Here is a 24,299-nt window from a genome sequence, read left to right as displayed (position 1 = left end):
TTACACAAAATTCTTCTTATCCTTTACCTTTCCTGTTTTGATTTATATAAGATGCCATATCTTACTAGTGGCATTTAACTGTTCAAATTGCAATAAAATAATGTCAATCTTTTAGATAAAAGGGAAACATACAAGTGACTAAAGCTGTTTAAATTAATATAATGAGAACAGATATTATATACTATCCAAATTATACATTATGCAGACAATAGATGTCCCTGAAATTAACCTTCCTAGAGTTATAATTATCGGAGGGGGTTTCGGCGGGATGCAACTTGTAAAAGGTTTAAAAAACAAGGAAGTACAGGTAGTATTACTCGACCGAAATAATTATCATACTTTTCAACCGCTTTTATATCAGGTGGCAACAGCGGGTTTAGAGCCCGATTCCATAGCATTTCCTATCAGGAAAATATTTAAGGAATATCAGAATTTCCACTTTCGCATGGCGAATGTTGAAAATGTAGATCACACAATAAAGACAATTTATACAAATATAGGCTCTCTTAGTTACGATTATCTAATTATAGCAACAGGTTCTAAAACGAACTTCTTTGGTAATGATCAGATAATGAAATACGGCATGAGACTTAAGACTGTAGTGCAAGCACTCGATGTTAGAAGTCTTATGTTGCAAAACTTTGAAAAGGCCTTACTTTCTTCAGAAATAAACTCTAGAGAAAGTAGAATGAACTTCGTGATTGTTGGTGGTGGTCCAACTGGCGTTGAGCTAGCTGGAGCTCTAGGTGAGTTAAAAAACCACGTTTTACCAAACGATTATCCAGAATTGGATGTACGCCGTATGCAGATACACTTGATCGAAGCTGGCCCAAAATTACTAGCAGGTCTATCATATATATCTTCTGATAAGGCAGTAGAATATCTTAAAAAACTAAATGTAAATGTTTGGTTAAATACACGCGTAACAGATTATGATGGTACAGTTGTAAAAACCAACATTAATAAAACTATACTGGCTAAAAACCTTGTTTGGTCGGCTGGTGTAATGGGTAATGCAATACCAGGTTTAAAAGATAATCAATTTGACCGTGCCCACAGAATTCTTGTAAACGAGTATAATGAAGTAGCTGAGCACGATAGCATTTTTGCTATTGGTGATGTTGCAGCAATGGTAACCAAAGATACGCCAAAAGGTCATCCGATGGTTGCTCCTGTAGCAATGCAACAAGGCGAGCTACTTGCTAAAAACCTACTTAAAAGAATTAAAGGCAAACCACAACAAAAATTCGTTTACCACGACAAAGGCTCGATGGCTACTATAGGAAGAAACAAAGCTGTAGTAGAAGTTGCTAAATTAAAATGGCAAGGAGCATTCGCTTGGTTTATTTGGATGTTTGTGCACCTTATTTCTTTGGTTGGTTATAGAAACAAAGTAATCGTACTTGTAAACTGGCTCTGGAACTACTTTAATTACGATCGTGGAATCAGACTAATCATCAGACCTTTTGTTAGAGATAAGAACAAAAAGGAACCTGTAGAAACATTATAAAATATATTAAAAGCTTCCCTCACAGGAAGCTTTTTTTGTTAAAACAACTCCTCTCTTAATTTGAATCTTTTAGAAAAATATTTATATTCAGGATATATAATTTTTCGAAGATTTATTGCCTTTCAGAATTAATTAGGGAATACTCCGTAGTATTTACCCTATAAACTATCAATAATAAAAGATTTTCATTTTCAACCAGCAAGCTGATTTAATCAATCATTTACCTCAATAAATAAATTATCAACTTTAACAACACTGAAAATGAAAAATTCTCTTATCACTTTATTCACTATACTACTTTTTTTCGCTTATTCCTGCTCCACGCCTGAAGGGGCCAAAAAAGTAGCAATGGACACAAATGTAGAAGACGCAACTGATCTGCCCGGTTTAGAAGGCAGCTGGAAACTGATTCAATTCAAAGAAACAGGAGACTCAATATTTACTACTTGGCCACAGGAAATAAACCCAAAAATAAAACTGGTTACTAACTCACATTTTACTTGGGTTTCTTACGACGAAAAATCTGTTATAGCTTCTGGTGGAGGCACTTATAAATTTAATGGAGATCATTACACCGAAAACATCGATTTCTTTAAACAGACAAGTCCAGAAGATCCTGACCTTACAGGAACTTCAGTTACATTTAATTGCCGACTAGTTGGCGATAAGTGGTACCATTCAGGATACGCCAAAGAATACGAACTCGACCCCGAAACACTTGACTATGTAGTAGTAGATTCTGTATGGATAGACGAAATATGGGAGAGAATGTAAATTAAGAACTTAAATAACTTTATTGAGCAGAAAGAAATTTCTGCTCTTTTTTTTATCTACCTATTTCGCAGTAATATTGAACCGTGAAAAGAAGATACTAGTGGTTCAATAAAAAAATAAGAATGTTCACAGAAAGACAACTATTCCTAAATCATATTGCACAAACCAGCGACTTCCCTTTAATGGTAGAAATTGAAAAAGCCAAGGGAATTTATATGTATGACAAGTATGGAAAAAAATACATGGATCTTATATCCGGAATTGGCGTAAGCAATCTCGGACATTTGCATCCAGCAGTAGTAAAAGCAGTTAAAAAGCAAGTAGATAAATATATGCACCTAATGGTATACGGCGAGTTCGTAGAAACACCACAGGTAAAACTTGCTAAGCTTTTATCAGACCTTTTACCGCAAAGCCTTAATAGTGTTTATTTGGTAAACTCAGGTACAGAAGCTGTAGAAGGAGCCCTAAAATTAGCCAAAAGATTTACAGGTAGAACAGAAATTATCTCTGCTTTTGATGCCTACCATGGTGCCACACAAGGCTCTTTATCTATTTGTGGTAACGAACCTTTTAAAAATGCTTTTAGACCATTATTGCCAGATGTAAAACACATTCAATTTAATAAAGCAGAAGATTTAGAATTAATTACAGAAAAAACAGCCGCTGTTATAGTAGAAACCATTCAGGGAGAAGCAGGTATAAGAGTTCCTGATAAAGACTATATGAAGCAACTGAGACAGCAATGTACAGATAAAGGCTGTTTACTTATCTTTGATGAAATACAAGCTGGTATTGGTAGGACCGGAAACCTCTGGGGTTTTGAGCATTTTGGTGTAGTGCCAGATATATTGTTACTAGCTAAAGGACTTGGTGGAGGAATGCCAATTGGAGCATTTATTAGTGATGTTGAAATAATGAAGGTTTTTAAGAACAATCCTATTTTAGGACACATAACAACCTTTGGTGGTCATCCTGTAAGTGCAGCAGCAGCTTATGCAAGCCTTAAAACTGTTTCGAAAAGTAAAATATACCAAGAAGCCAAACAGAAAGGAAAACTCTTTAAAAAGCTTTTGAAACATGATAAAATAAAAGAAGTTAGAGGAAAAGGATTAATGCTTGCCGCAGAGTTTGACTCATTTGATACCCTAAAACCAATAATAGATAAAGCGCTACAAAATGGCATTTTAACAGATTGGTTCTTATTCTGCGATAATTCTATGCGAATTGCACCTCCTCTTATTATCAAAGAAAAACACATAAGAAAAGCTTGTGGAGTTATACTAGACATTTTGGGTTAGTAGCAATTCCCATTTTAATACAAAACTTCCCAGATTGAAACAATTTCAAAGGGTGATAAATGGTGAAATTAGGCATTAACTTCTGTTAGAGATTAAACATTTATCACTTTTTATATCAAAAAACAATAATATATTACATATTTCTAACGTCTACAGTAGGCTAGAACCAACATTTTGTTAAGATATACAATTGCCAAAAGTACCATCTACTTTTGGCTTTTTCTTTTTTATACCCTTCTCAAAACAGTTTTTCTAAAATAGGCTCACTACTTGTAAAATGACTAGCATCTAAAATTTGAAATTAAAAGCCTGGCTTCACAAATATCATTGTGATTAAAGAGCATTAAAGTTTTAGTGTTAGGTTAAATAAGTGAGAGAGTTTCTACTCTTAATCTTATATGATTGGATTCTATTGGAGTCGGTACCGACCTTGTTGGTACTGACTTTTTATTTACACTGGGTTGTATTCTGTAGAAACAGGAAACACATTGTTAGCCAATGGCTTTAAAAAAATACGGAATTCTGAGCCAATATTTAACTCACTATCAACTTCAATATAGCCCTCAAGCTCATCTAACATTGCTTTTACTGCGTAAAGTCCTATACCCCTCCCCTCTACATTTTTGTGAAAGCGTTTAAAGATTTTAAAAATCCTCGGTTTTACCATATTCATATCCATACCAACACCATTGTCTTTTACCGCTATGCAAACAAGATTTTTGTTTACTAAATCAGTTTCAACTTTAATTTCGAGCGCTCTACGATTAGACCGAAACTTTAAGGCATTAGATAATAAATTGTACAAAATAAACTCAAATGCATTTTGAGAATATAAGATTTCACTAATCTTTTTACAGTTCACTTTAATATTATAAACCAAAGAAGGATAGACAACTCTAAGCTTTTCCATTACTTTCGTAATCTCCTGTTTAATATCTAACAGTTCGGCTTTATCATAGATATTTTTGTTAGCCAATAAAACATCTAATAGCTGTTTTAACAACTCATTTAAGTCATTCGCAGAAGAGTGAATAAGCTGGCTAAACTGTTTAATTTCTTCCAGGTTGTTGCTGGTACTATTTATTAAGTCGGCTAAGCCAAGTATACTGCCTACAGGCCCACGGAGGTCGTGTGATAGTGTATATGCAAGTTCTTCTATTTGCCTAGAAGTGCGATGGATATGTTTATTCTTTTCCGTAATTTCAAATTGCATCCTTTTTCTTTCCTTCTGAAAAGCCAGCCTCTCCATGGTAAAATGAAGTGTTTTTTCGAGCAAATCTGGAGTTAGACTTTTTCTCGGAATAAAATCGCTAATTCCAATATTTTTGGATTGCTTAATTAGCTTATCAGCTTTTTGGTTTGTAATTAATATTACTGGATACTTTGTACTTATTTCATTTAAAAAGCCAATAATTTTTTTTTGAGATTCCTCTTTTAGTTCTAGTTCAGAGATGACAATATCAGCCTGAAAACTCTTTAGAATTAAACTACTCGATTTTACAGAGTTTGCCTGCTGTACCTCAGTATTAAGGTGCTTAATGCTTTTAAGAGTTTTTAAAAAATAAGCAATATCGTTTTCCTTATCATCAATAAGAAGGATGCGTAACATTTGGAAGTTTAGTTAGTGGTTTAATATAAAGCGATGATAGACAAAAAAACACCATTGCACCAGCAATCAAGGTTTATTAATAAAACCTTAAAACTGGTCTAGTATATTCTAAAATCTAACATAGTTAATTTAACTTTAATTATAATAAGTTAAGCAATGGATTAAAATAAAAAATCAGAAATTTTAAAATAAAAAAAGAGCCTTAAAGGCTCCTAAAATATTTTTGGATTAACTTTTAGCAATTATTCTACAACCTCTACACCCTTCCAAAATGCATAATGGTTTTTAATTACCGAGGCAGCTTCCGACGGATTTGGATAATACCATACTGCATCTCTGTTTTCTTTACCATTTACCACGAGTGTACTATAAGATGCTGTTCCCTTCCAAGGACAAATGGTGTTGCTTTCGCTTTCTTTGAAGAATTCTTTTTTTAATGATGTTTCCGGAAAATAGTAATTGCCTTCCATTTTCACTGTTTCATTGCTCTCTGCAATAACTTCGTCATTCCAAATTGCTTTCATAACTTAGATTTTTTGTGTGTAGTCGCTTGTTATTTTATTTATTTAAGTAATTCTTCGTCATATATTAAATTTTATTATTCAATTGTACTCTCTCTACAAAACGATTTAAAAATAACAGTAGTTCTTAAATTTTCTATTTTAACTTCCACAAAGAATCAACAAAATATCCTTTTTCATCAGTAAAGTTTTTAACTACTTTAAAGCCTGCAGCATCTGCTAGTAAGTCTATCTCTTTTAGCGAATACTTTCGAGAAATCTCTGTATGAATACTTTCGTATTTTTCGAATTTGAATGTTCTCTCTAAATCTGCAATACTTACAGTTTGCTCTTTTAAACTTAATAAGTAGCTTCTACACTCACCAGTTTGTGGATCATACACAGGATAGTGCTTAAAGCCCGAGAGATCGAAGTCTGCACCTAAATCATTATTAATTCTTCTGAGCAGATTTAAGTTGAATCGAGCAGTTATTCCGTCTGGATCATTATAAGCTGAAAGTATAATTTCAGGATCTTTTTTTAGATCAATACCAATCAAAAAATAATCGTCTTTGTTTAGCTGATTTGCTATTTGCTTAAAAAAGTCCGTTGCTTTTTCGAAACTAAAATTCCCGATATTGGAACCAAGAAACATAATCACCTTTTTAGTTTCCTCATCTACCCCCAACTTCTCAAGCATATGAAAATAATCTCCTTGCATAGGAGATACCTCTAAAGTATCAAAGTTTTTTCTAAGATCTTTACTTAGTTGAGAGAGCACATGAGAAGAAATATCAACTGGTATATATTCAAAATCAGCTTGCTCATTTACAAAATGCTGTAATAACACTTTAGTTTTGTATCCGTCTCCTGCTCCTAACTCAATAAGTTGAAACTTGTCACCTTGAGCGTGAATACTGTTTAGAATAGCTCCTTTTTGCTGCTGAAAAATATCGTACTCGCAGTTAGTAAGATAATAAGAAGGCATATTCATTATCTCCTGAAATATTATATCACCTTTAGCATCATAAAAATATTTCGAAGATAAAGCTTTTGGGTATTCAGATAATCCCTTTAGAATATCTGTAGCAAATGTGTTGTTCATTTTCTTTAATGTTATTGCATTTAGTTAGCACTGTTAATATAAATGTGTTTCAATATTATATATATCTGGCAAGTCTTATTCCAGTAAACTGCCATTGTTTGTCTGTTTGAAAGAAATTTCGATAGGTTGGTCTAATCTGTTCTAATGGTGTCGCACAAGAACCTCCTCTCAAAACCATCTGATTTACCATAAACTTACCATTATATTCACCTAAAGCTCCTTCGGCCTGTTTATAATATGGATATGGCAAATAAGCACTTGAAGTCCATTCCCAAAGATTCCCGATAAAATCAGTATTATTTAAATGCTGCCTATCTGGATGAAACATTTCTCTCTCTAACAGATTTTTTGTTTCAAATGGTTCTTTTGCAAAGTTTTTACAAGCAGTCTCCCATTCAAACTCTGTAGGCAACCTCATACCTTTCCATCGAGCATAAGCTTCAGCTTCGTAATAACTAACATGGCTAACCGGCTCTTCTAAATCTATTTCTTTTAAACCTTGTAAGGTATAATACAACCATTTGCCCTCTACATTAAACCAATACAATGGAGCTTCTCTGTTATCTTGCTTTACCCATTCCCAACCCTCTGACAACCAAACCCTAAAATCTTTATAACCTCCATCTTCAATAAACTCGATATACTCTCTGTTTGTAACCAGTTTATTACTTATTTCATAATCGTGTAAATACACTTGATGTATGCCTTCTTCATTATCAAAGTGAAAATCTTTACCTTGAAACCCGATGGCATATAACCCACCTGCAATTACTAAAAAATCATTTTCTGCGAGTTGAACTCCATTTGTACCTGTTTTACCTTCATTATATACTGGAAACAATGGGTTATTACCTAATATGTATTTAATGTCTGTAACTAAAAGTTCCTGATGCTGCATTTCGTGTTGCAAACCCAGCTCTATCCAGTCTGCAAGCGTTTCGTCTCCACTTTTTTGCTCGATTAGCTCCAACATATATTTATCTACATATTGTCTGTAGGCTAATACTTCACTAAGAGAGGGTCTGCTTAAATTCCCTCTGTTTGATCTTAAAATACGTTCTCCCTGACTTTCGTAATAGCTATTGAAAATATAGTTGAGTCTTTTATTATAAAGCTTATACCCTTCTAAATGCTTTATTAAGAGAAAGTTTTCAAAAAACCAGGAAGTGTGCCCCAAATGCCATTTGGGTGGACTTACATCCACAATTGGCTGAACTACGGTATCTTCTTCTTTTAATGGGTTACACAAAGCTGTTGTTCTGTTGCGAACCTGTTGAAATTTTTCGGAGAGTTTTGTGGTAAGCAGTATCAAGATATAAAAAGGTTTAGATTTTTTAATTTGGGACAAGTTGCGTTTTTAGCCCTGCTTGTTATTCAACTATCATGTAGGTAACTCTCGATTTGATGTAATGTTTTCCTAGAAAAAGAAGATTTTAGAGCTTTTTTGTTCATTCTTGCCCAAAAGCTAACAAGCAAGATATTTGTAAAAATTCCCAATATTGAACAGGAGTTTTCAAATTGGGACATAAAATCAAACTTTCAAAATATTATATACCTGATTATCAATCAGTTAATGTGAATTTTAAAACTGGTATTAGTATTGAACATAGACTAATAACTTTAAAATTTTATTATTAATCTATCATATGTAATCAAATGAACTTCAAAACTTTACTTCCAGCCATCTTCACATTATTCTTATCATTTACAGTATTCGCTAACAATGATAAAATCGAAACAGCACCAAGTTTTGATGCCTATTCAGTATTCTCGAATATGGATGCTAGCTCTTCAAAAAGCTTCTTTGACGAGATGGGGATAACAACCGAAACTATCGGTAATGAAATATTCTTTATTTATAATGAAGCTCCTGCTTTCATTCTGAATAAAAAAACTGAGTACTTAATTCTTCCTGATCCAAATGGAGGGTTTACAATAGAATCTGAAAAAAGCTACGTTATAGCGAACGTTAACAACGAAAACGTGCTTGAATTCTCACACCTAAACAAAAAATCACTAAAACTTAAGCGTTACAGGAAACAATAATATATTACATTTGATTATCAAACACATTTACAAAGTCCTGCTATGCAGGACCTTTGTATCGTTTGATCTTCGATTGGTATTTATTAAAACTTTACTGGTTTTACTTTGTAGCCAGCTTCTTTTAAAAGTTTTACAACACCTTTTTCAGAGCCTAGATGACCCGCTCCTACTGCTATGAATGAAGGTTTTTCAGAAATAATTTTACCGATTTTACCAATCCAGTCTTTATTTCTGTCAGTTAAAAGTTCATCTTCATACTTTTCGTATTCAGGATATTTCTTAAACATCTTATACATAGCATCTAAATCTTGTGACCTGTAGATTTCTATCATCTCGGCAAATTCGCCCTTAGTAGAATCAAATTCTTTTACAGACTTTACCAACATCTCTATCTGATCTTCTTTATCCATTTTATCGAAAATTCCCATTTGAAACTCAAGTGTTTCTAAGCCAATAGTTTCTTTTTTCTGAGATTTGGCCATTTCCATAAAGTTGGTTTCGTAAGATGCCTGTTTCTCACAACTTAGATAAAATGGGTAAAGCATAGACATTAGCACAAATGGCTTCATAATACCTAATTGCTGCATTCCTACGCCATATTTTTTTTTGTAAAACTCATCAAGCAGTTTTAAGTCTTCTTCGCTTATACTGGCAGAGATATTTTCCATTCCAGGATTGAGTGACAACTTTTGCATTTCAGTCATCATAGCAGGATCATCCATATCTAGCTCCAACACTAATTGCTCGGTACTTTTAAAGGCATCTTTAATTTTATCATTCATCACCATATCATCTTCGCAAATAATATGAATTGTACCAAATAAGTAAGAAGGCGCTTTTAAACCCTTTCCAGAGATCTCCCACAATAGCGAATTTTTGGTTTCTTGTGCATATAATTGTCCATTTGTAAATAATAAATTGCAAAATGCACTTAGCACAATTCCGTAAAACACTTTTAATTTATTTCGCTTTATCATAATAATTTAAATGAAAATTATAACTTTTAATCTTTATGAATAAATAAGTAACAGAAAAGGAAAGTTTATTACAGTTTAAACTTTTTTGTAAGAAAAATTAAATTACGACAACTAACTATTTGAATTCGGCTGACATTTATGCCCCAACAGAAAATTTTCAAACTATTTATTGATCAACATACTTCCATAATTTCAAAAATTTGCCGTGCATACTCTAACGACGAGCAAGAATTTGAAGATTATTATCAGGAAGTTACACTACAGCTCTGGAGGTCTTTTAACACGTTTAGAGGCGAATCTAAAGCATCTACATGGGTGTATAGAATTGCTTTAAATGTTTGCTTATCGCAAATAAGAAAGCGTAAAAAAAGGATAAAAACCACTGTGCTTGAGCATACACAAATTAAAGATGAAGGAAATAATAATGAAAAAGAAGTACAAATAGCCAATTTATATGTTGCTATTAAAAAGATTAAGGAAACAGACAGGGCATTAATTTTATTATATCTCGACGATAAAAGCTACAAGGAAATCGCTGAAATTATGGGTTTAACCGTAAGCAATGTAGGAGCTAAAATTAATAGAATTAAGACTCAGTTAAAAAAACTTATCCCTTATGGATGATAATGAATTAAAAGCGCTTTGGCAATCTGACGAAACAAGCACCAAACAAGTAAATGATAATGAACTTGAAAAAATGCTTGAGAAAAAGTCTGCTGGTATTCTCGAAAAAATACAGAAGATTGTAAAAATTGAGCATTATTCTAACATAGTTGCTGCTGTAGCTTTGATTACTTATTTGCTATACCAAAAAATTTGGTTGTATGCAGCTATTGCTACACCTTTAATGCTATTGGTAATTTTTTACTACAAAAACCTTTACAACAAGGTGCTTAATATCTCTTATGCAGAAAATGTATTAGAGCATTTAAAGACATGCTATTCAACATTAAAAGACTTTAAAAAGCGCTATATTATTGGTTTATGCATTATTGTTCCTATTTCTTATTATTTGGGTTACGAGATAGGCTTTTTTATAACTCAAGACCCTACTTCTTCGCCTATTGTTCAGAACGATACACTATCTGAAAATCTTCCAATTATTACCTCAGAAAGCCCCATAAACTTTATTATTACCAATTTGGTAACCTTTGCTATTAGCATTGTGCTCATTTACTTTATTTTCGATTGGCTTTATGGCAAAAAAATAAGGGCAATTAAGAAAATGATAGATACCCTTGAAAATGAGGAATAAAAAAAGGGGCATATAGCCCCCTTCAATATCATTATGAAATGGAAAATTATAACATTTTTCCAACTTTCAAGATAACATCTGCAGCTCTGTTAGAGTAACCAGACTCATTGTCGTACCATCCGATTATTTTCACCATTTTACCCATTGAAGAAGTAAGTTGAGAATCGAAAATACAAGAGTGAGGATTACCAATGATATCTACAGATACTAAAGGCTCGTCAGAATACTCAAGCACACCTTTAAGTTTACCATCAGCAGCTTCTTTCATTGCAGCGTTAATTTCTTCTGCAGTAGCTTCTGTTTTAAGAATAGCAACTAAGTCTGTAGCTGAACCAGTAATGGTTGGAACTCTCATTGCAATACCATCTAATTTACCTTTTAAGTGAGGCAATACTAATCCAACAGCTTTAGCAGCACCAGTTGAAGTAGGGATGATAGATTGAGCAGCAGCTCTAGCTCTTCTTAAATCTCTGTGAGGAGCATCTTGTAATTTTTGGTCAGCAGTGTAAGCGTGAGTAGTTGTGATAAAACCGCTTTCGATACCGAATTTTTCGTCAAGTACTTTTGCCATTGGAGCAAGGCAGTTAGTAGTACATGAAGCGTTAGATAAAATTTTGATATCAGAAGTAAGATCTTCATCATTAACGCCTAATACAAAAGTTTTTACATCACCTTTAGCAGGAGCAGAAATTACAACTTTTTTCGCACCAGCAGTAATGTGTTTTCCAGCACCTTCTGGGTTTACAAAAATACCTGTAGATTCTAATACTACATCTATACCTAGAGAAGCCCATGGCAAGTTTGCTGGGTCACGCTCTGAATAAATATCGATTTTATTACCATCTACTGTAATGCTGCTTTCGTCAGCAGAAATTTCAGCATTAAATTTACCGTGCGCAGAATCCCACTTCAACAGGTGAGCAAGTGTTTTAGTGTCTGTCAGGTCGTTAATCGCTACAACTTCAACCTCAGGATTATTATATAATACCTTGAAAGTGATTCTCCCGATACGGCCAAATCCGTTGATTGCTACCTTAATCTTTGACATATTTTTAAAATTTTTGATATGAAATTTTTAAAAAATTCGAATTTCTATTCGAGTACAAATTAAGCCAAGTTTTTTTATTTATTTAAATGATTATCATCATTTGTTAAAAAAAATAATTAACAGTTCACATTCTGATGCAATATTTTATGATTTATTATGCCATCTGTTGATAACATGTATTTTAGCAGCATTATAAATAAAGTATACCTATGACTACAAATTTTGCTGCTATTTTCGATATGGACGGAGTTATTGTAGATAGCAATCCATTTCATAAAATAGCTCTTGACCAATTTACTGCTAAATATGGCATAACTATGAGTGAAGAAGAGCTTCATTCTAAATTATATGGCAGAAGAAACGAAGAGTGGATTCCTCATTTTTTTAAAAAAGAGTTAACAAAAAAAGAAGTTGCCGACTATGGCTCTGAAAAAGAAGAACTTTTTAGAGAAATATACAAAGATGATGTATTAGCAGTAGCTGGATTAGAAGCACTATTAATTAAATTTAAAGAAGCTGGTATCCCTTGCGCTGTTGGAACTTCTGCTCCACCTGAAAATGCAGATTTCATCTTAGATAAAACCAACTTAAGAAAATATTTTCAGGCAGTTTTAGACTCAAGAGATGTGAGTATTGGAAAGCCTCATCCAGATATTTATTTAAAAGCTGCGGAAAGGTTGCAAGTACCTCCTAATCAGTGTATTGTTTTTGAAGATGCACTACCAGGTGTAGAAGCTGGTTTAGCGGCTGGAGCTAAAGTAGTTGGAGTTGCTACCACACACTCGCATAAAGAATTGGCTCATACTGATTTAGTTATAGATGATTTTACTAATTTAAACATTGAAAAACTTGCTCAGTTATTTAGTTGAAATTATAAAGTAAATTTCTAAAACTATGGAAAGAATTATTCAAAGATTAAGCGCCATTTTAAAAGGTGAAATTTTAGCTTTGCTCTTACTAATTATTCTTTCAGGTTTAATTTATTTAATCTCAAATATTGATTAAATATCTAGTAATCAATTATTTACAATTACAACTATTAAAAACCTTAATTTATAAATTTATTAAAATCATAAAATACATTGGCAACGGAAATATTATTTGGAATTGATCTGGGGGGAACAAAAATCGAAGGCACTGTAATTAGCTACAATGCAGACTTACCCAATCCGATGGAAACAATTAGCCGCATCAGAATACCTACTGAAAAAGAAAAAGGCTACGAACACATTACCAATCAAATTAGAATACTTATCGAAAAACTGGAAGCTGATAGCGGTTACAAAGTAGATAAAATTGGCATTGGCACTCCGGGTACGATAGACCCAACTAGTCAATTAATGAAAAACAGCAACACCACCTGCCTCAATGGCATGCCTTTCGGAAATGACTTACGAGAAATACTTGGCATTGAAGTAATTATGGCGAATGATGCAAACTGTTTTGCTTTGGCAGAAAGTAAACTGGGAGTTGTAAAAGAAAAATTACCAGATGCATCTGTAGTTTTTGGGGTAATTATGGGCACTGGAGTTGGCGGAGGTGTAATAGTTGATGGAAAAATAATTCATGGAAAACATGGTATTGGCGGAGAATGGGGACATAATTTTTTAGATGAAACCGGCGGAGAATGCTACTGTGGCAAAATAGGCTGTGTTGAAACAGTTATTTCTGGTACTGGATTACAAAAATTCTACTTTGAGCAAACAGGTACAAAAAAACCATTAAAAGAGATTTACCAACTCTATTTGGATAATGCCGATCCAGTAGCAGTTCAAACAATTGAGCGACTTATTCACTTTTTTGGTAAAGGTTTAGCTTCAATTATTAATGTGCTAGACCCTGATGCAATAGTTTTAGGTGGTGGAGTTGGAAATATTCCTGAGCTTTATACCAAAGGAAAAGAGGCTTTAAAAGCCAATATTTTTAATCCAGACTTACAAACTGCTATATTAAAACCTAGTTTAGGAGACAGTGCGGGCGTTTTTGGAGCAGCTTTGCTTACTAGAAATAATTAATCTGTCTTATTTATAATTTTTTTTACTTTCGCGATTTATTTGAAATCTCATTAAACACATATTCAACATGAGTAAAGTTCTTATTATAGGCGCAGGAGGAGTTGGAAGCGTAGTAACTCACAAATGTGCTATGTTGTCTGAAGTTTTTACTGAAATTATGCTAGCCAGTCGTACTAAAGCTAAGTGCGATGCAATTGCTGCAGATATTAAAGAAATGCATGGTGTTTCAATATCAACTGCTAAGGTTGATGCTGACCAAGTACCAGAACTGGTTGCCCTTATAAATGAATTTAAACCTGTAATGGTAATAAATGTAGCTTTACCTTATCAGGATTTAACCATAATGGATGCTTGTTTAGAAACTGGCGTTCACTATCTTGATACTGCCAACTACGAACCTATTGACGAAGCTAAGTTCGAATATAAATGGCAATGGGCTTATCAAGATAAATTTAAAGAAGCTGGCTTAATGGCATTATTAGGTTGTGGTTTCGATCCGGGAGTAACTGGTGTATTTACTGCTTATGCGCAAAAACATCATTTCGAGCAAATTCACTATTTAGATATAGTAGACTGTAATGCTGGAAATCATGGAAAAGCATTTGCCACCAACTTCAACCCAGAAATTAACATTAGAGAAATTACTCAAAAAGGAAGATACTGGCAAAAAGGTGAATGGGTAGAAACTGATCCACTATCTGTACACAAACCAATTGATTACCCTGAGATTGGGCCAAAAGAATCTTACTTGCTATATCACGAAGAACTTGAATCACTTACCAAAAATATCCCTTATCTAAAAAGAGCGCGTTTCTGGATGACATTCTCACAAGAATACATTACTCATTTAAGAGTATTAGAGAATGTAGGAATGACCAGAATCGATCCGGTAATGTACGAAGGTAAAGAAATTGTACCTTTACAGTTCTTAAAAGCTGTTTTACCAGAGCCATCTTCTTTAGGTGAAGGTTACAGCGGAAAAACCTCTATTGGATGCCAAATAAAAGGCATAAAAAATGGAGAAGAAAAAACTTATTATGTCTATAACAACTGCGAACATGCAGCTGTATATCAAGAAGTTAAGGCTCAAGCAGTATCTTATACTACTGGTGTACCTGCCATGATTGGTGCTATGCTAATGGTAACAGGAAAATGGCAAAAAGCTGGTGTTTATAACGTGGAAGAGTTCGATCCAGATCCATTTATGGATGCTTTAAACCAGTACGGATTACCATGGAATGAAAAAATTAATATAACTTTGCCACATGAATATGATGTACAGTAGTGCATCATGTTCCTTTTTTCACTAATTTAAGGCTTATGAATAAACTAAGACTTTACATTATTCTGGTAATTGCAATCTTCTTTTCTGCCGCATATTTGGCAAATAAAAAGAATGATGACCATGTAAAAAAATCGGCATTTACTGAAATGTATTTGCCAATCTGGAATCAGGGAAAAGCTCAGGTTGTTGAATTAGCTGAAGCCATGCCTGAAGACAAATTTAGTTTTAAACCTGCAGAAGAAAGTAAAACTTTTGCAGAGCAAATTATTCACATTGCTGCATCAAGTCACATAATGGCTCAAATGATTCTCAAAGGAGAAAAGGTTGAGTTTAAAGAGCCTGATGCAAGTTCAATGTCTAAAGAAGAGATAATAGAATTTACTGAAAAAGAACTTTCTGCTGCTGCAGACATCATTGAATCACTTTCTGAAAAAGACCTGAAAACTGAGGTTAAAACTTTTGGCGGAAATATGATTCCAAAACAACAAGCTGTAATTTTCATCCACGATCACTTAACAAATCACAAAGCGAAAGCTAATTTGTACATCAGGATGAACGGAATTGCCCCTCCAAAATACAGATACTACTAAGAAGAAATCTAAATTTTGATAAAAAGAAAAAGGAAATGCAAATTGCATTTCCTTTTTCTTTTATTAGTAATCTATATTTTGTTAACTAAGTACTTTACACGATAGCAATGTTATGTCGTCTATATAAAGGTTTTTTCCCTTAAATTTATTTAGTTCTGCAATCAACTTTACATGTAACTCTTTTTGATCGAGGTGTAAATGCTTTTTGATAAAGTTTAATAAATACTCCTCTCCAAACTCTTCTCCATCTTCATTATAGGTTTCTATAAAACCATCTGTAAAACAGAAAATCATAAAGTTACGCATATTGTCTAATGAAGCCTTTTCTAAGAACGGCAGCTCAGGAAAACCACCTAAAATAGTAGTACCAGCATCCATCTTCTTTACATTCTTCTCAAAAAACAAAAATGGAGGGTTATGCCCCGCATTTATGAATTGTAGATTTTCTTCCTTCCTATTATAAAGTGCAAAAAAGGCTGTAATGAAATTCTCTCCATGAGAGTTTTGGATTACCAGTGTATTGAGTTCATTTACTACTGCTTCTAAGTCTTTCATTTGGCGTGAGAGTATCCTCAAACCGGCCTGAAAGTTAGACATCAAGATAGCTGCAGGAATACCTTTACCAGAAACATCAGCAATACAAATTAAAAACTGATCTTCGTCTATCTGAATAAAATCATAATAATCACCCCCAATAGTATGGTGAGGCAGGTAACTCGCTTCTATCTTAAGCTTTTTGCTATATGGTAACTCTCTAGGAAACAGTAAGCCTTGTACGTCTTTGGCAATATCCAGTTGCTTGTTATACTCTTGCTGCCTCTGCTCTTTTCTTACCAGTTTTTTATTTTCAATAGCAACTATTATAATATTGGTAAGTGCATCAATAAAATCGAGTTCAAGAATATCTTCCTCATCTACACGCTCGTTTCCGCTTGCAAATACATAAGCAAGTACGTCTGTTTTGTGTTTAATTGGTACTACCCGACTAAACTCCTCAAAATACTTAATGCCTCTGGTATGGTCACCCAACTCGGTAGCTTCCATAATGCGTTTATCAAGTATTATTTTTTCGTAATTGTGCTTGGTACCAAAATAAGTTTTACAACTCCACTTATCATCCAATACATACAAAGCCATCTTTACAATATTAGGATTCGAGTGGATGATAAATTTGTATATCTTATATAGATCATTTTCTGAAGCATTCGCATTAATTGCACGAATTGTTTCAAAAAGTGATTTTAGTTCAAGTTCCTTTATTTCCAGTTTAGTATTTACAGAAACCGGCATATTGTTTCAGATAAAGATTTAAAATAAAAAAATCTGCGTAATTTAGATTGAGGTAAATCTACGAATAAAAAAAACAGATAAAATGGTTTAAATAAAAATTATAATAGATTTGAGGTAAACCTATCAATATTTAAAAAACACTTAGAATTGACTACCCCCTCACTGCTTTTGGATCTAATGCATCTCTCAATCCATTACCCAGTAAATTAAATGCTAGTACGGTGACACATATACAGAAACTTGGGAGAAAAATTAAATGCCAGCTATTACTAGTCCCTATAGCAGCAAAACCTTCGTTTATCATCATTCCCCAAGAAGGCATTGGAGGCTGAACACCTAAACCTAAAAAACTCAAGCCTGCTTCTATTACTATTGCAGAAGCAAAATTAGAAGTGCTAATAACAACCAGTGCACCAATTATATTGGGTAATATATGATGAAAAATAATTCTTTTATTTGAATATCCCAATGCGCGGGCAGCTTCTACATATACTTTTTGCTTAATAGACATTATTTGTCCGCGAACTACTCTGGCAATCTCAACCCAAGTTGTTAAGCCTACTGCCACAAATGCCACCCAAATACCACGCTGTTGCAAAGCCAAAGTAACAGCAATTACCAACATAATAGAGGGCACAGACCATATTACAGACATGAACCACAATACAATTGTATCTATCTTACCACCAAAAAATCCAGCTAAAGCACCAAGAGAAACACCAACTATTAAAGAAATTAATACAGAAATAAACCCGATAGAAAGAGAAATACGAGTTCCATAAATTAAGCGACTGAGCATATCTCTACCAGACTTATCTGTTCCTAAATAATAAGTTCTGGTTTCAACATTATCATCAAAAAACTCTTTCTTAAGTTCTTCTTTGGTTATTGTTTGTATGTGCTCGTCTGAATCTAAAAAGGTAATGAGGTTACCTTCAACTTTAAAATTTTGCTTAGCATCTTTTTCTAGCTTGTCTGATGGACCTACAAAAAGTGGTTTTACACAGTTAAGTAACATATGTTTTAGTTCCGCTCTTTCTCTACCAAAAGGTTGAAACTCAACACTATCGTCTACAATTCTTGGAGTACCCTTAACTGGAACTATGGTATATTTACTGTCTTCTCCATTTAACAACCAAGAGAAAAATCCTACTTTTGGCACATCCATATTCTTCCGGATTTTAAGAATTTTTACTTGAAAACCTGGGGATTGCTTTTGGATTTGTACAGCTCCATCATTTGCATAAGGAGTTTTATCAGGCATAAGTAGATAACCACCACCTGCTATTAGGTGGGCAAAAACAATTACGATTAACCCAAACACTGCTGGCTTATTACTAAATAAGCGCTTCCTTGCATAAAAAAAGGGTGTTTTATGTTCCTGCCTAATGGTCATCCATCAATGATCTTATCTTAAAAAGTCAGGACTTACCTGAAAAAGTTTAAAACACAGTTATTTATATGTGTTTTTCTTTTATGTATATCGTATTTTTTGGAATACTATTTTAATATTGAATGACCTTTTGTTAAGAATCTTTCACTTACTATTATGGGCAAGTAAACCAGCCTTAGTAGCTAAATAGGCATAATCACAGAATTTATTATCAAAATCCAAATTGTCTTTTAACTCTTCCTCATCGATGTTTTTGTAGCATTTCACCCACCCTTTTTTAATTAAAGTGATAAGGCAATTTTTTAATTCTTGCTCACCTAGCTCAGTAGTTTCCATTAAATCTGAGAACCATGTTACAAAATATAATTCATCCAAAACATCGAATTCAATATCACTCATATCAATTCATTTATCAGATTGTTAAAATTTACAGAAAGTATTAATTCATCTTTCTATCTTTCCATGTGTAGCTACCAAAATTGCCTGCTAAACCAAACAAAACTATATAAAAAGGATGTAATATAGCGACCAATGGAATTAAGAAAATCTTATTTCTATGTTGTGAAAAGCTTAATAGCGAACCTATAAATAAGATTTCTGAGAATAACTTAGTGAAAAATACTGTAAGTAAAGTTTCTATCGAAATTATTCCCAACAGCCAGCAAATAAGAACAGTACAAAAAATAAAATGAAAGCCAAAAACTGTAATTGCTACAAGTTTCGGAGATACTTTTTTATAATGACTCCATTTGCTTCCCCACCTTTTCCTTTGATTATAAAATACTTTAAAATCTGGTAATGCTTTAGTTCTAACAATAGCTTCTTTAGCCTTAAGAAACATCACTCCGTTTGGATATTTTGAGGCAATTTTATGCATTAAAAATTCATCATCTCCAGAGGCTAGATGTTCATTTCCTGCAAAACCACCCACTTCATAAAAAGCTTGTTTTTGATAGCAAATATTAGCACCATTACACATATTAGGCTTCTTTATGTGCATAAATGCAGCTCCTGCTCCAATTAGACTCATAAACTCAACTGTCTGTATCTTTTCAAACAAAGTTTTTTCCTTATAAAAAGTAACAGGAGCACTTATAAGCTTGGCATTTGTTTTTGAAATGTATTGAGCTAATGCTTTTAACCAATCTTTTTCTACTCGGCAATCAGCATCAGTAGTAATAATATATTCTCCTGTAGCTACTTGTATTCCACTATAAATTGCCGCTTTTTTTCCTTTACTTGGGTTGCTATCTTTTTCTAATCTTAATAGTTTAAAATCATTTTGAAATTGACTTAAAAAAGCCTCGACTATAGAATAAGTATTATCTTCAGAATTATCGTCGACAACAATAATTTGAAAGTTTTTATAAGTTTGATCTAGTAAATCATTAAGCAAATTGCTAATATTTTCACTTTCATTTCTTGCTGGCACAATTACCGTTAGAGGTATACCAACTCCTTGATTATCAAGCCTAAACCGAGGGATTTGTTGCCATAGATAAGCTAGCCAACAAGTTAAAAAAGCATAAATAATTGCAACAGTAATAAAGAAAAGCACTGGCTACTTAGATTAAAATTTCAATCGCGAAAATAACAGAATAGTGCTTATGCCTTCTACTTTAGATCAAAAGAAATATGATTTACTCAAGTATGTGTTTTATTTTTGGCACTCTATTTCAAAACAAAGAGACAGTTCATGATAAACGTAATACCTGCAATAGATTTAATGGACGGTAAGTGTGTACGATTAAAGCAAGGAGACTTTAACCTTTCTACAACCTACAGAGAAGATCCATTAGAAGTAGCCAAAGAGTTTGAAAGCCTTGGGGCAAAAAGACTTCATTTAGTAGACTTAGATGGAGCCAAAAATAAAAAAGTAGTAAACTATCCTGTACTTGAAAAAATCTGTAAAGAAACCAACCTTTTTGTAGATTTCGGTGGTGGAATTCAACAAGATGAAGATGTTGAAAGAGTATTTGACAGCGGTGCAGAGATGATAACATGTGGAAGTATTGCTATAAAGCAAAGAGCTCTTTTCGAGCAGTGGATTTTAAGATTTGGTGCAGATAAAATTATTCTTGCTGCTGATGTAAAAGACAAAAAAATTGCTGTACATGGCTGGCAAGAAACTTCAGATACTAATATTTTTAGCTTTATAGAAGATTACATGAAAGTGGGTATTTCCAATGTATTATGTACAGATATTAGTCGAGATGGAATGCTAACAGGCACAGCTACAGATCTTTATGTAGAGATTATGGAGAAATTCCCTACATTAAAACTGATTGCTAGTGGTGGCATAAGCAATGCGGCAGATATAAAAGAACTTGATGAAGCTAAAATTTTTGGAGTTGTAGTTGGTAAAGCTATTTATGAAGGAAAGATATCTCAAGCAGAACTTAAGTCATTTTTTTAATAATTGTTATTATTCAATAGCATGTTAAATATTCAAATTTAGCATGCTACCCCCTCCAAATATCACACAAGGGCACTTTTCAGCAATTTCTTTGTCATTATTATAACAAACATTCTCTTTTAGTAAAATTATTTTAATTTTTTGGGATGAGTTTTGCAAAACCTAAAGAAACTTTTATCCAAAATCTTTAGTTTTTTTATTGCTAGTTAAAAAATTTATTACATAGATTATCTTTATTACTCTATAAGATAAAAACGGTGTAAATAAATATTAAATCTTAAAAAATACTAGATAACAAGGATAGTAATGTATTTCTAAAGTCGCTAACTTTATAGTAGCACAAAAATTAAGATCACCAAACACCTTATTCATTACATTACTCTCTATCACTCTTAAATAGTATTGTTATGATGACTCCGGTAAATAAGCTAAAATTGGGTAATGCATTCAATATTTATTTTATGCGACCATATACTTTAACGATTAAACCAGCTTTCCGGAGCGTAAGAACATATCTTGTTCTCATCTCCTTTATTGCATTATTAGTAATTGCTCTTTGCAATTTTAAAGTAGAGTCTTATTCTAAGGCCTATTTGTACGACGACATTAAAAAGGTTCCATTTAACCAAGTAGGGCTTGTCTTAGGCACAAGCAAATCTCTAGCAAATGGAAAACCTAATCCATATCTCTATCATCGATTAGAAGCCGCTACTAAGCTTTTTAAAGCTGGAAAAGTAAAGTATTTACTACTCAGTGGCGATAATCATACAATTTACTACAACGAGCCAAGAGATATGCGTAAAATTTTGATCAAAATGGGAGTACCTGCTGAAGCTATTATTTTAGATTATGCCGGATTTAGAACTCTTGACTCTGTAATTAGATGTAAAGAAGTATTTGGACAAAATAGTTATACCGTAATTTCGCAAGAATTTCATAATAAAAGAGCTGTGTTTTTAGGTAGAAACTCTGGAATAGAAACTATTGCTTTTAATGCTCAGGATATCGATTTTCAGAGAGGGATTAAAGTGCAGGCGAGAGAGATTTTTGCCAGAGTAAAAGCTGTAATGGATATTTTTGTTTTAAATGAGCAACCCAAGTTTCTTGGTAAGAAAATTCAAATAGCCCAGAATTAATCTACTATCTTTTTAAATAGATATTAAAAACCCAGTGTAATAAAGTTACACTGGGTTTTATTTTAATTAATTTTCTTTATCCTCATCATCAGGATTATTAAGTCTTTTAATTTCTTCACTAGAACTTCCTAGATATGTCATAGGTGAAACTATCTTTTTTAAGAAAGACGTTTTACCTTTTTCAAAAGCTTCTACTTCTTCTTCTGCTTGTCTAAGAGCTTTTTGCCACATAGGAGCAAAACCATGAGCAGATTCCGTCATAATTGAAAGTGCTTTCTGATAGATATGCAAGTTAACAATCTCTCTCCTACCCGGCTTCTGTGCCAAAGACTGAATTGATATTCTCAAGTTTTCATTTTCCTGTCTCAATCCATCTATTTCTCTCAGTTTACTATGAGTAGCTTCTGCATCGATTTCCATCTTCTCATGCAGGTGAGTTTTTAAGCTTTTAATTTCTTTCTTAAGCGGCCCTCTTTTCATTCCTTCTCTCACATAAATTACCAGACACAGAATTAATCCAATTCCAAGTCCGATAAGAAAAGGCTGCATTGCGGTATCTAAATCCATATTTTTCTTCTTCTTAGTCCAAAATCAACTCGATATTATTATCTATCAATTAACACAGAAATCAAACATAGAGTTATTTTCTAAATTTAAATAAATTTCAGCACTTACAATCCATATTTATTTAGCCTCCTGTATAATGCTGTTCGCGTGAGACCTAATTCTTTTGCTGTTTTTGTTACATTTCCATGATTTCTTTCTAAAGATTCTCTAATAAACTTATGCTCCATTTCATCCAATGTTTTTACTTCACTATCTCTAGAAGTAGGTTGTTTTTGAATTGCACTACCTCCCAAAAAGAAGTCATCACTTTTCAATACATTAGTTTCACTTAGAATTACAGCCCTTTCTACCGCGTGTTGCAGTTCTCTCACATTTCCCGGCCAATTGTATTTTTGCAGCTTGGCCAGCGTACTTTGATCTAGCCTTATTTGATCTTTCTTATATTTCTTGGTATAAATATTCAAAAAATGATCAACTAATAATGGAATATCTTCAATCCGTTCTCTTAGCGAAGGCAACCTGATTTCCACAGTATTGATTCTATACAGTAAATCTTGACGGAAGGTATCATCTTCAACCATTTGGTAAAGTGGCATATTGGTAGCACAAATCAACCTTACATCTACATTTATCGGTTTATGTGAGCCAACTCTTCTAACTACCCTATTTTGCAATACGGTAAGTAGTTTCACCTGCAATGCCATAGATAAATTGCCGATCTCATCTAAGAAAATAGTACCTCCAGAAGCTATTTCAAAACTACCAGCTCTATCCGTTTTAGCATCTGTAAATGACCCTTTTACATGGCCAAATAGTTCAGACTCAAACAAACTTTCACTTATGGCTCCTAAATCCACACTCATAAATGTTTTGTGTGCTCTATGAGATTTTGCGTGTACCGCTCTTGCTACTAATTCTTTTCCAGTTCCATTCTCACCTAAAATCAATACATTGGCATCTGTAGCCGATACTTTTTCTATGAGTGAAAAAACCCTTTGCATAGCTGGTGAATTGCCTACAAACTCTACCTGCATATTCTCTTGCAGCTTTTGCTGAGCACCCTGTAATTGTTCGAGCTCTTTCTTAGACTTACTTAGCTGCAATGCGGAAGATATAGTAGCAAGCAATTTCTCATTTTTCCATGGTTTCACCACAAAATCTGTTGCGCCACTTTTAATTGCATTTACAGCCAAATTAACCTCGCCATATGCCGTAATAAGAATAACAACTTGCTTTGGATTAATTTCCAAAATTCGGTTTAACCAATACATACCTTCTTCTCCATCACTTTCTCCTCGGGTAAAATTCATATCGAGTAGAATGATTTCAAATGTATCGTTGTTGAGGTATCTGGGGATTTGTCTGGGATCAGATTCGGTTTGAACTACAGTAAACTGCTGTTTTAAAAACATTCTTGCAGTTATTAAAACATCAGCATCATCATCTACAACCAAAATCTTTCCCTCTGTCTTCGGCATATTG

The 24,299-nt window shown here is 33.3% G+C and carries 24 protein-coding genes; 12 read left to right on the top strand and 12 right to left on the bottom strand.

Translation table 11 applies throughout. From position 1 onward, the window contains the following. Positions 1-199: 199 nt before the first annotated feature. The 3 genes from OQ292_RS16410 to OQ292_RS16400 all read left to right on the top strand — a co-directional run bounded on the left by OQ292_RS16410 (position 200) and on the right by OQ292_RS16400 (position 3,585). Positions 200-1,510, top strand: coding sequence for an NAD(P)/FAD-dependent oxidoreductase (locus OQ292_RS16410; RefSeq protein ID WP_284683227.1), 1,311 nt, complete (start codon positions 200-202; stop codon positions 1,508-1,510). A gap of 261 nt (positions 1,511-1,771) precedes the next feature. Next, positions 1,772-2,284: a DUF4488 domain-containing protein gene (locus OQ292_RS16405; RefSeq protein WP_284683226.1), complete on the top strand. Its 513-nt coding sequence runs from the start codon at positions 1,772-1,774 to the stop codon at positions 2,282-2,284. A gap of 122 nt (positions 2,285-2,406) precedes the next feature. Next, the gene (locus tag OQ292_RS16400; protein WP_284683225.1) at positions 2,407-3,585 is read left to right on the top strand and encodes an aspartate aminotransferase family protein; all 1,179 of its coding nucleotides are present in this window, start codon (positions 2,407-2,409) and stop codon (positions 3,583-3,585) included. A gap of 451 nt (positions 3,586-4,036) precedes the next feature. Here OQ292_RS16400 and OQ292_RS16395 read toward each other — a convergent pair whose 3' ends face one another. The 4 genes from OQ292_RS16395 to egtB all read right to left on the bottom strand — a co-directional run bounded on the left by OQ292_RS16395 (position 4,037) and on the right by egtB (position 8,111). Beyond that, positions 4,037-5,194 (bottom strand): ATP-binding response regulator, encoded by a 1,158-nt coding sequence (locus OQ292_RS16395; RefSeq protein ID WP_284683224.1) that lies wholly within the window; start codon positions 5,192-5,194, stop codon positions 4,037-4,039. 242 nt (positions 5,195-5,436) lie between these two features. Then, entirely contained in the window at positions 5,437-5,718 is a 282-nt protein-coding gene (locus OQ292_RS16390; RefSeq protein WP_284683223.1) for a DUF427 domain-containing protein, read from the bottom strand. 133 nt (positions 5,719-5,851) lie between these two features. Continuing rightward, positions 5,852-6,799, bottom strand: a complete 948-nt coding sequence (gene egtD, locus OQ292_RS16385; RefSeq protein WP_284683222.1) for an L-histidine N(alpha)-methyltransferase — start codon at positions 6,797-6,799, stop codon at positions 5,852-5,854. 55 nt (positions 6,800-6,854) lie between these two features. After that, complete coding sequence (egtB, locus tag OQ292_RS16380; protein ID WP_284683221.1) at positions 6,855-8,111, bottom strand: ergothioneine biosynthesis protein EgtB; 1,257 nt, start codon at positions 8,109-8,111, stop codon at positions 6,855-6,857. A 344-nt stretch (positions 8,112-8,455) separates the two neighbouring features. On the opposite strand from egtB, the gene OQ292_RS16375 reads away from it, so the two are divergent. Next, positions 8,456-8,845 (top strand): hypothetical protein, encoded by a 390-nt coding sequence (locus OQ292_RS16375; protein ID WP_284683220.1) that lies wholly within the window; start codon positions 8,456-8,458, stop codon positions 8,843-8,845. A gap of 83 nt (positions 8,846-8,928) precedes the next feature. Here the strand turns inward: OQ292_RS16375 and OQ292_RS16370 are convergent, their stop codons facing one another. After that, complete coding sequence (locus tag OQ292_RS16370; RefSeq protein ID WP_284683219.1) at positions 8,929-9,822, bottom strand: TraB/GumN family protein; 894 nt, start codon at positions 9,820-9,822, stop codon at positions 8,929-8,931. Between the two features lie 138 nt (positions 9,823-9,960). Here OQ292_RS16370 and OQ292_RS16365 point away from each other — a divergent pair, with 138 nt between their 5' ends. Both OQ292_RS16365 and OQ292_RS16360 read left to right on the top strand, forming a co-directional pair. Next, on the top strand, positions 9,961-10,446 hold the full coding sequence (locus OQ292_RS16365; RefSeq protein WP_284683218.1) for an RNA polymerase sigma factor: 486 nt from the start codon (positions 9,961-9,963) through the stop codon (positions 10,444-10,446). Further along, a complete protein-coding gene (locus tag OQ292_RS16360; RefSeq protein WP_284683217.1) occupies positions 10,439-11,077 on the top strand; it encodes a hypothetical protein in 639 nt (212 codons plus the stop codon). Before OQ292_RS16365 ends, OQ292_RS16360 begins: the two co-directional genes overlap by 8 nt. Before the next feature lie 46 nt (positions 11,078-11,123). Here OQ292_RS16360 and gap read toward each other — a convergent pair whose 3' ends face one another. After that, positions 11,124-12,125: a type I glyceraldehyde-3-phosphate dehydrogenase gene (gene gap, locus OQ292_RS16355; RefSeq protein WP_284683216.1), complete on the bottom strand. Its 1,002-nt coding sequence runs from the start codon at positions 12,123-12,125 to the stop codon at positions 11,124-11,126. Between the two features lie 209 nt (positions 12,126-12,334). Here gap and OQ292_RS16350 point away from each other — a divergent pair, with 209 nt between their 5' ends. The 4 genes from OQ292_RS16350 to OQ292_RS16335 all read left to right on the top strand — a co-directional run bounded on the left by OQ292_RS16350 (position 12,335) and on the right by OQ292_RS16335 (position 16,015). Further along, positions 12,335-12,994 carry an HAD family hydrolase gene (locus OQ292_RS16350; protein ID WP_284683215.1) on the top strand — a complete coding sequence of 220 codons (660 nt, stop codon included), beginning with the start codon at positions 12,335-12,337 and terminating at the stop codon, positions 12,992-12,994. Positions 12,995-13,207: 213 nt separating this feature from the next. Then, positions 13,208-14,140, top strand: coding sequence for an ROK family protein (locus OQ292_RS16345; RefSeq protein WP_284683214.1), 933 nt, complete (start codon positions 13,208-13,210; stop codon positions 14,138-14,140). A gap of 67 nt (positions 14,141-14,207) precedes the next feature. Next, positions 14,208-15,425 (top strand): saccharopine dehydrogenase family protein, encoded by a 1,218-nt coding sequence (locus OQ292_RS16340; RefSeq protein ID WP_284683213.1) that lies wholly within the window; start codon positions 14,208-14,210, stop codon positions 15,423-15,425. A gap of 35 nt (positions 15,426-15,460) precedes the next feature. Next, a complete protein-coding gene (locus OQ292_RS16335; protein WP_284683212.1) occupies positions 15,461-16,015 on the top strand; it encodes a DinB family protein in 555 nt (184 codons plus the stop codon). An 81-nt stretch (positions 16,016-16,096) separates the two neighbouring features. On the opposite strand, the gene OQ292_RS16330 is transcribed toward OQ292_RS16335, so the two are convergent. The 4 genes from OQ292_RS16330 to OQ292_RS16315 form a co-directional block, all read right to left on the bottom strand. Continuing rightward, positions 16,097-17,305 (bottom strand): PP2C family protein-serine/threonine phosphatase, encoded by a 1,209-nt coding sequence (locus OQ292_RS16330; RefSeq protein WP_284683211.1) that lies wholly within the window; start codon positions 17,303-17,305, stop codon positions 16,097-16,099. Between the two features lie 151 nt (positions 17,306-17,456). After that, complete coding sequence (locus OQ292_RS16325; protein WP_284683210.1) at positions 17,457-18,701, bottom strand: ABC transporter permease; 1,245 nt, start codon at positions 18,699-18,701, stop codon at positions 17,457-17,459. Between the two features lie 141 nt (positions 18,702-18,842). Continuing rightward, complete coding sequence (locus tag OQ292_RS16320) at positions 18,843-19,097, bottom strand: transporter (protein ID WP_284683209.1); 255 nt, start codon at positions 19,095-19,097, stop codon at positions 18,843-18,845. A gap of 40 nt (positions 19,098-19,137) precedes the next feature. Further along, positions 19,138-20,256 carry a glycosyltransferase family 2 protein gene (locus OQ292_RS16315; protein WP_284683208.1) on the bottom strand — a complete coding sequence of 373 codons (1,119 nt, stop codon included), beginning with the start codon at positions 20,254-20,256 and terminating at the stop codon, positions 19,138-19,140. 138 nt (positions 20,257-20,394) lie between these two features. On the opposite strand from OQ292_RS16315, the gene hisA reads away from it, so the two are divergent. Then, on the top strand, positions 20,395-21,114 hold the full coding sequence (gene hisA, locus OQ292_RS16310) for a 1-(5-phosphoribosyl)-5-[(5-phosphoribosylamino)methylideneamino]imidazole-4-carboxamide isomerase (protein WP_284683207.1): 720 nt from the start codon (positions 20,395-20,397) through the stop codon (positions 21,112-21,114). A 407-nt stretch (positions 21,115-21,521) separates the two neighbouring features. After that, on the top strand, positions 21,522-22,250 hold the full coding sequence (locus OQ292_RS16305; protein WP_284683206.1) for a SanA/YdcF family protein: 729 nt from the start codon (positions 21,522-21,524) through the stop codon (positions 22,248-22,250). A 66-nt stretch (positions 22,251-22,316) separates the two neighbouring features. Here the strand turns inward: OQ292_RS16305 and OQ292_RS16300 are convergent, their stop codons facing one another. Together OQ292_RS16300 and OQ292_RS16295 are read right to left on the bottom strand one after the other, a co-directional pair. Then, entirely contained in the window at positions 22,317-22,817 is a 501-nt protein-coding gene (locus OQ292_RS16300; RefSeq protein WP_284683205.1) for a hypothetical protein, read from the bottom strand. Positions 22,818-22,921: 104 nt separating this feature from the next. Further along, the gene (locus OQ292_RS16295; RefSeq protein ID WP_284683204.1) at positions 22,922-24,295 is read right to left on the bottom strand and encodes a sigma-54-dependent transcriptional regulator; all 1,374 of its coding nucleotides are present in this window, start codon (positions 24,293-24,295) and stop codon (positions 22,922-22,924) included. Between the last annotated feature and the right edge of the window lie 4 nt (positions 24,296-24,299).

The organism is Chondrinema litorale, from assembly GCF_026250525.1.
Classification (GTDB): Bacteria; Bacteroidota; Bacteroidia; order Cytophagales; family Flammeovirgaceae; genus Chondrinema; species Chondrinema litorale.
The sequence above is the reverse complement of the archived record's forward strand: the minus strand, read 5'-3'. Positions and strand labels throughout refer to the sequence as shown.

Coding starts and splice junctions, on each gene's coding strand:
- OQ292_RS16340 (WP_284683213.1), top strand. CDS start 14,208: ATGAGTAAAGTTCTTATTATAGGCGCAGGAGGAGTTGGAAGCGTAGTA.
- OQ292_RS16365 (WP_284683218.1), top strand. CDS start 9,961: ATGCCCCAACAGAAAATTTTCAAACTATTTATTGATCAACATACTTCC.
- OQ292_RS16370 (WP_284683219.1), bottom strand. CDS start 9,822: ATGATAAAGCGAAATAAATTAAAAGTGTTTTACGGAATTGTGCTAAGT.
- OQ292_RS16390 (WP_284683223.1), bottom strand. CDS start 5,718: ATGAAAGCAATTTGGAATGACGAAGTTATTGCAGAGAGCAATGAAACA.
- hisA (WP_284683207.1), top strand. CDS start 20,395: ATGATAAACGTAATACCTGCAATAGATTTAATGGACGGTAAGTGTGTA.
- egtD (WP_284683222.1), bottom strand. CDS start 6,799: ATGAACAACACATTTGCTACAGATATTCTAAAGGGATTATCTGAATAC.
- OQ292_RS16350 (WP_284683215.1), top strand. CDS start 12,335: ATGACTACAAATTTTGCTGCTATTTTCGATATGGACGGAGTTATTGTA.
- OQ292_RS16410 (WP_284683227.1), top strand. CDS start 200: ATGCAGACAATAGATGTCCCTGAAATTAACCTTCCTAGAGTTATAATT.
- OQ292_RS16405 (WP_284683226.1), top strand. CDS start 1,772: ATGAAAAATTCTCTTATCACTTTATTCACTATACTACTTTTTTTCGCT.
- OQ292_RS16375 (WP_284683220.1), top strand. CDS start 8,456: ATGAACTTCAAAACTTTACTTCCAGCCATCTTCACATTATTCTTATCA.
- OQ292_RS16305 (WP_284683206.1), top strand. CDS start 21,522: ATGATGACTCCGGTAAATAAGCTAAAATTGGGTAATGCATTCAATATT.
- OQ292_RS16325 (WP_284683210.1), bottom strand. CDS start 18,701: ATGACCATTAGGCAGGAACATAAAACACCCTTTTTTTATGCAAGGAAG.
- OQ292_RS16295 (WP_284683204.1), bottom strand. CDS start 24,295: ATGCCGAAGACAGAGGGAAAGATTTTGGTTGTAGATGATGATGCTGAT.
- OQ292_RS16360 (WP_284683217.1), top strand. CDS start 10,439: ATGGATGATAATGAATTAAAAGCGCTTTGGCAATCTGACGAAACAAGC.
- OQ292_RS16335 (WP_284683212.1), top strand. CDS start 15,461: ATGAATAAACTAAGACTTTACATTATTCTGGTAATTGCAATCTTCTTT.
- OQ292_RS16330 (WP_284683211.1), bottom strand. CDS start 17,305: ATGCCGGTTTCTGTAAATACTAAACTGGAAATAAAGGAACTTGAACTA.
- gap (WP_284683216.1), bottom strand. CDS start 12,125: ATGTCAAAGATTAAGGTAGCAATCAACGGATTTGGCCGTATCGGGAGA.
- OQ292_RS16395 (WP_284683224.1), bottom strand. CDS start 5,194: ATGTTACGCATCCTTCTTATTGATGATAAGGAAAACGATATTGCTTAT.
- OQ292_RS16320 (WP_284683209.1), bottom strand. CDS start 19,097: ATGAGTGATATTGAATTCGATGTTTTGGATGAATTATATTTTGTAACA.
- OQ292_RS16300 (WP_284683205.1), bottom strand. CDS start 22,817: ATGGATTTAGATACCGCAATGCAGCCTTTTCTTATCGGACTTGGAATT.
- OQ292_RS16400 (WP_284683225.1), top strand. CDS start 2,407: ATGTTCACAGAAAGACAACTATTCCTAAATCATATTGCACAAACCAGC.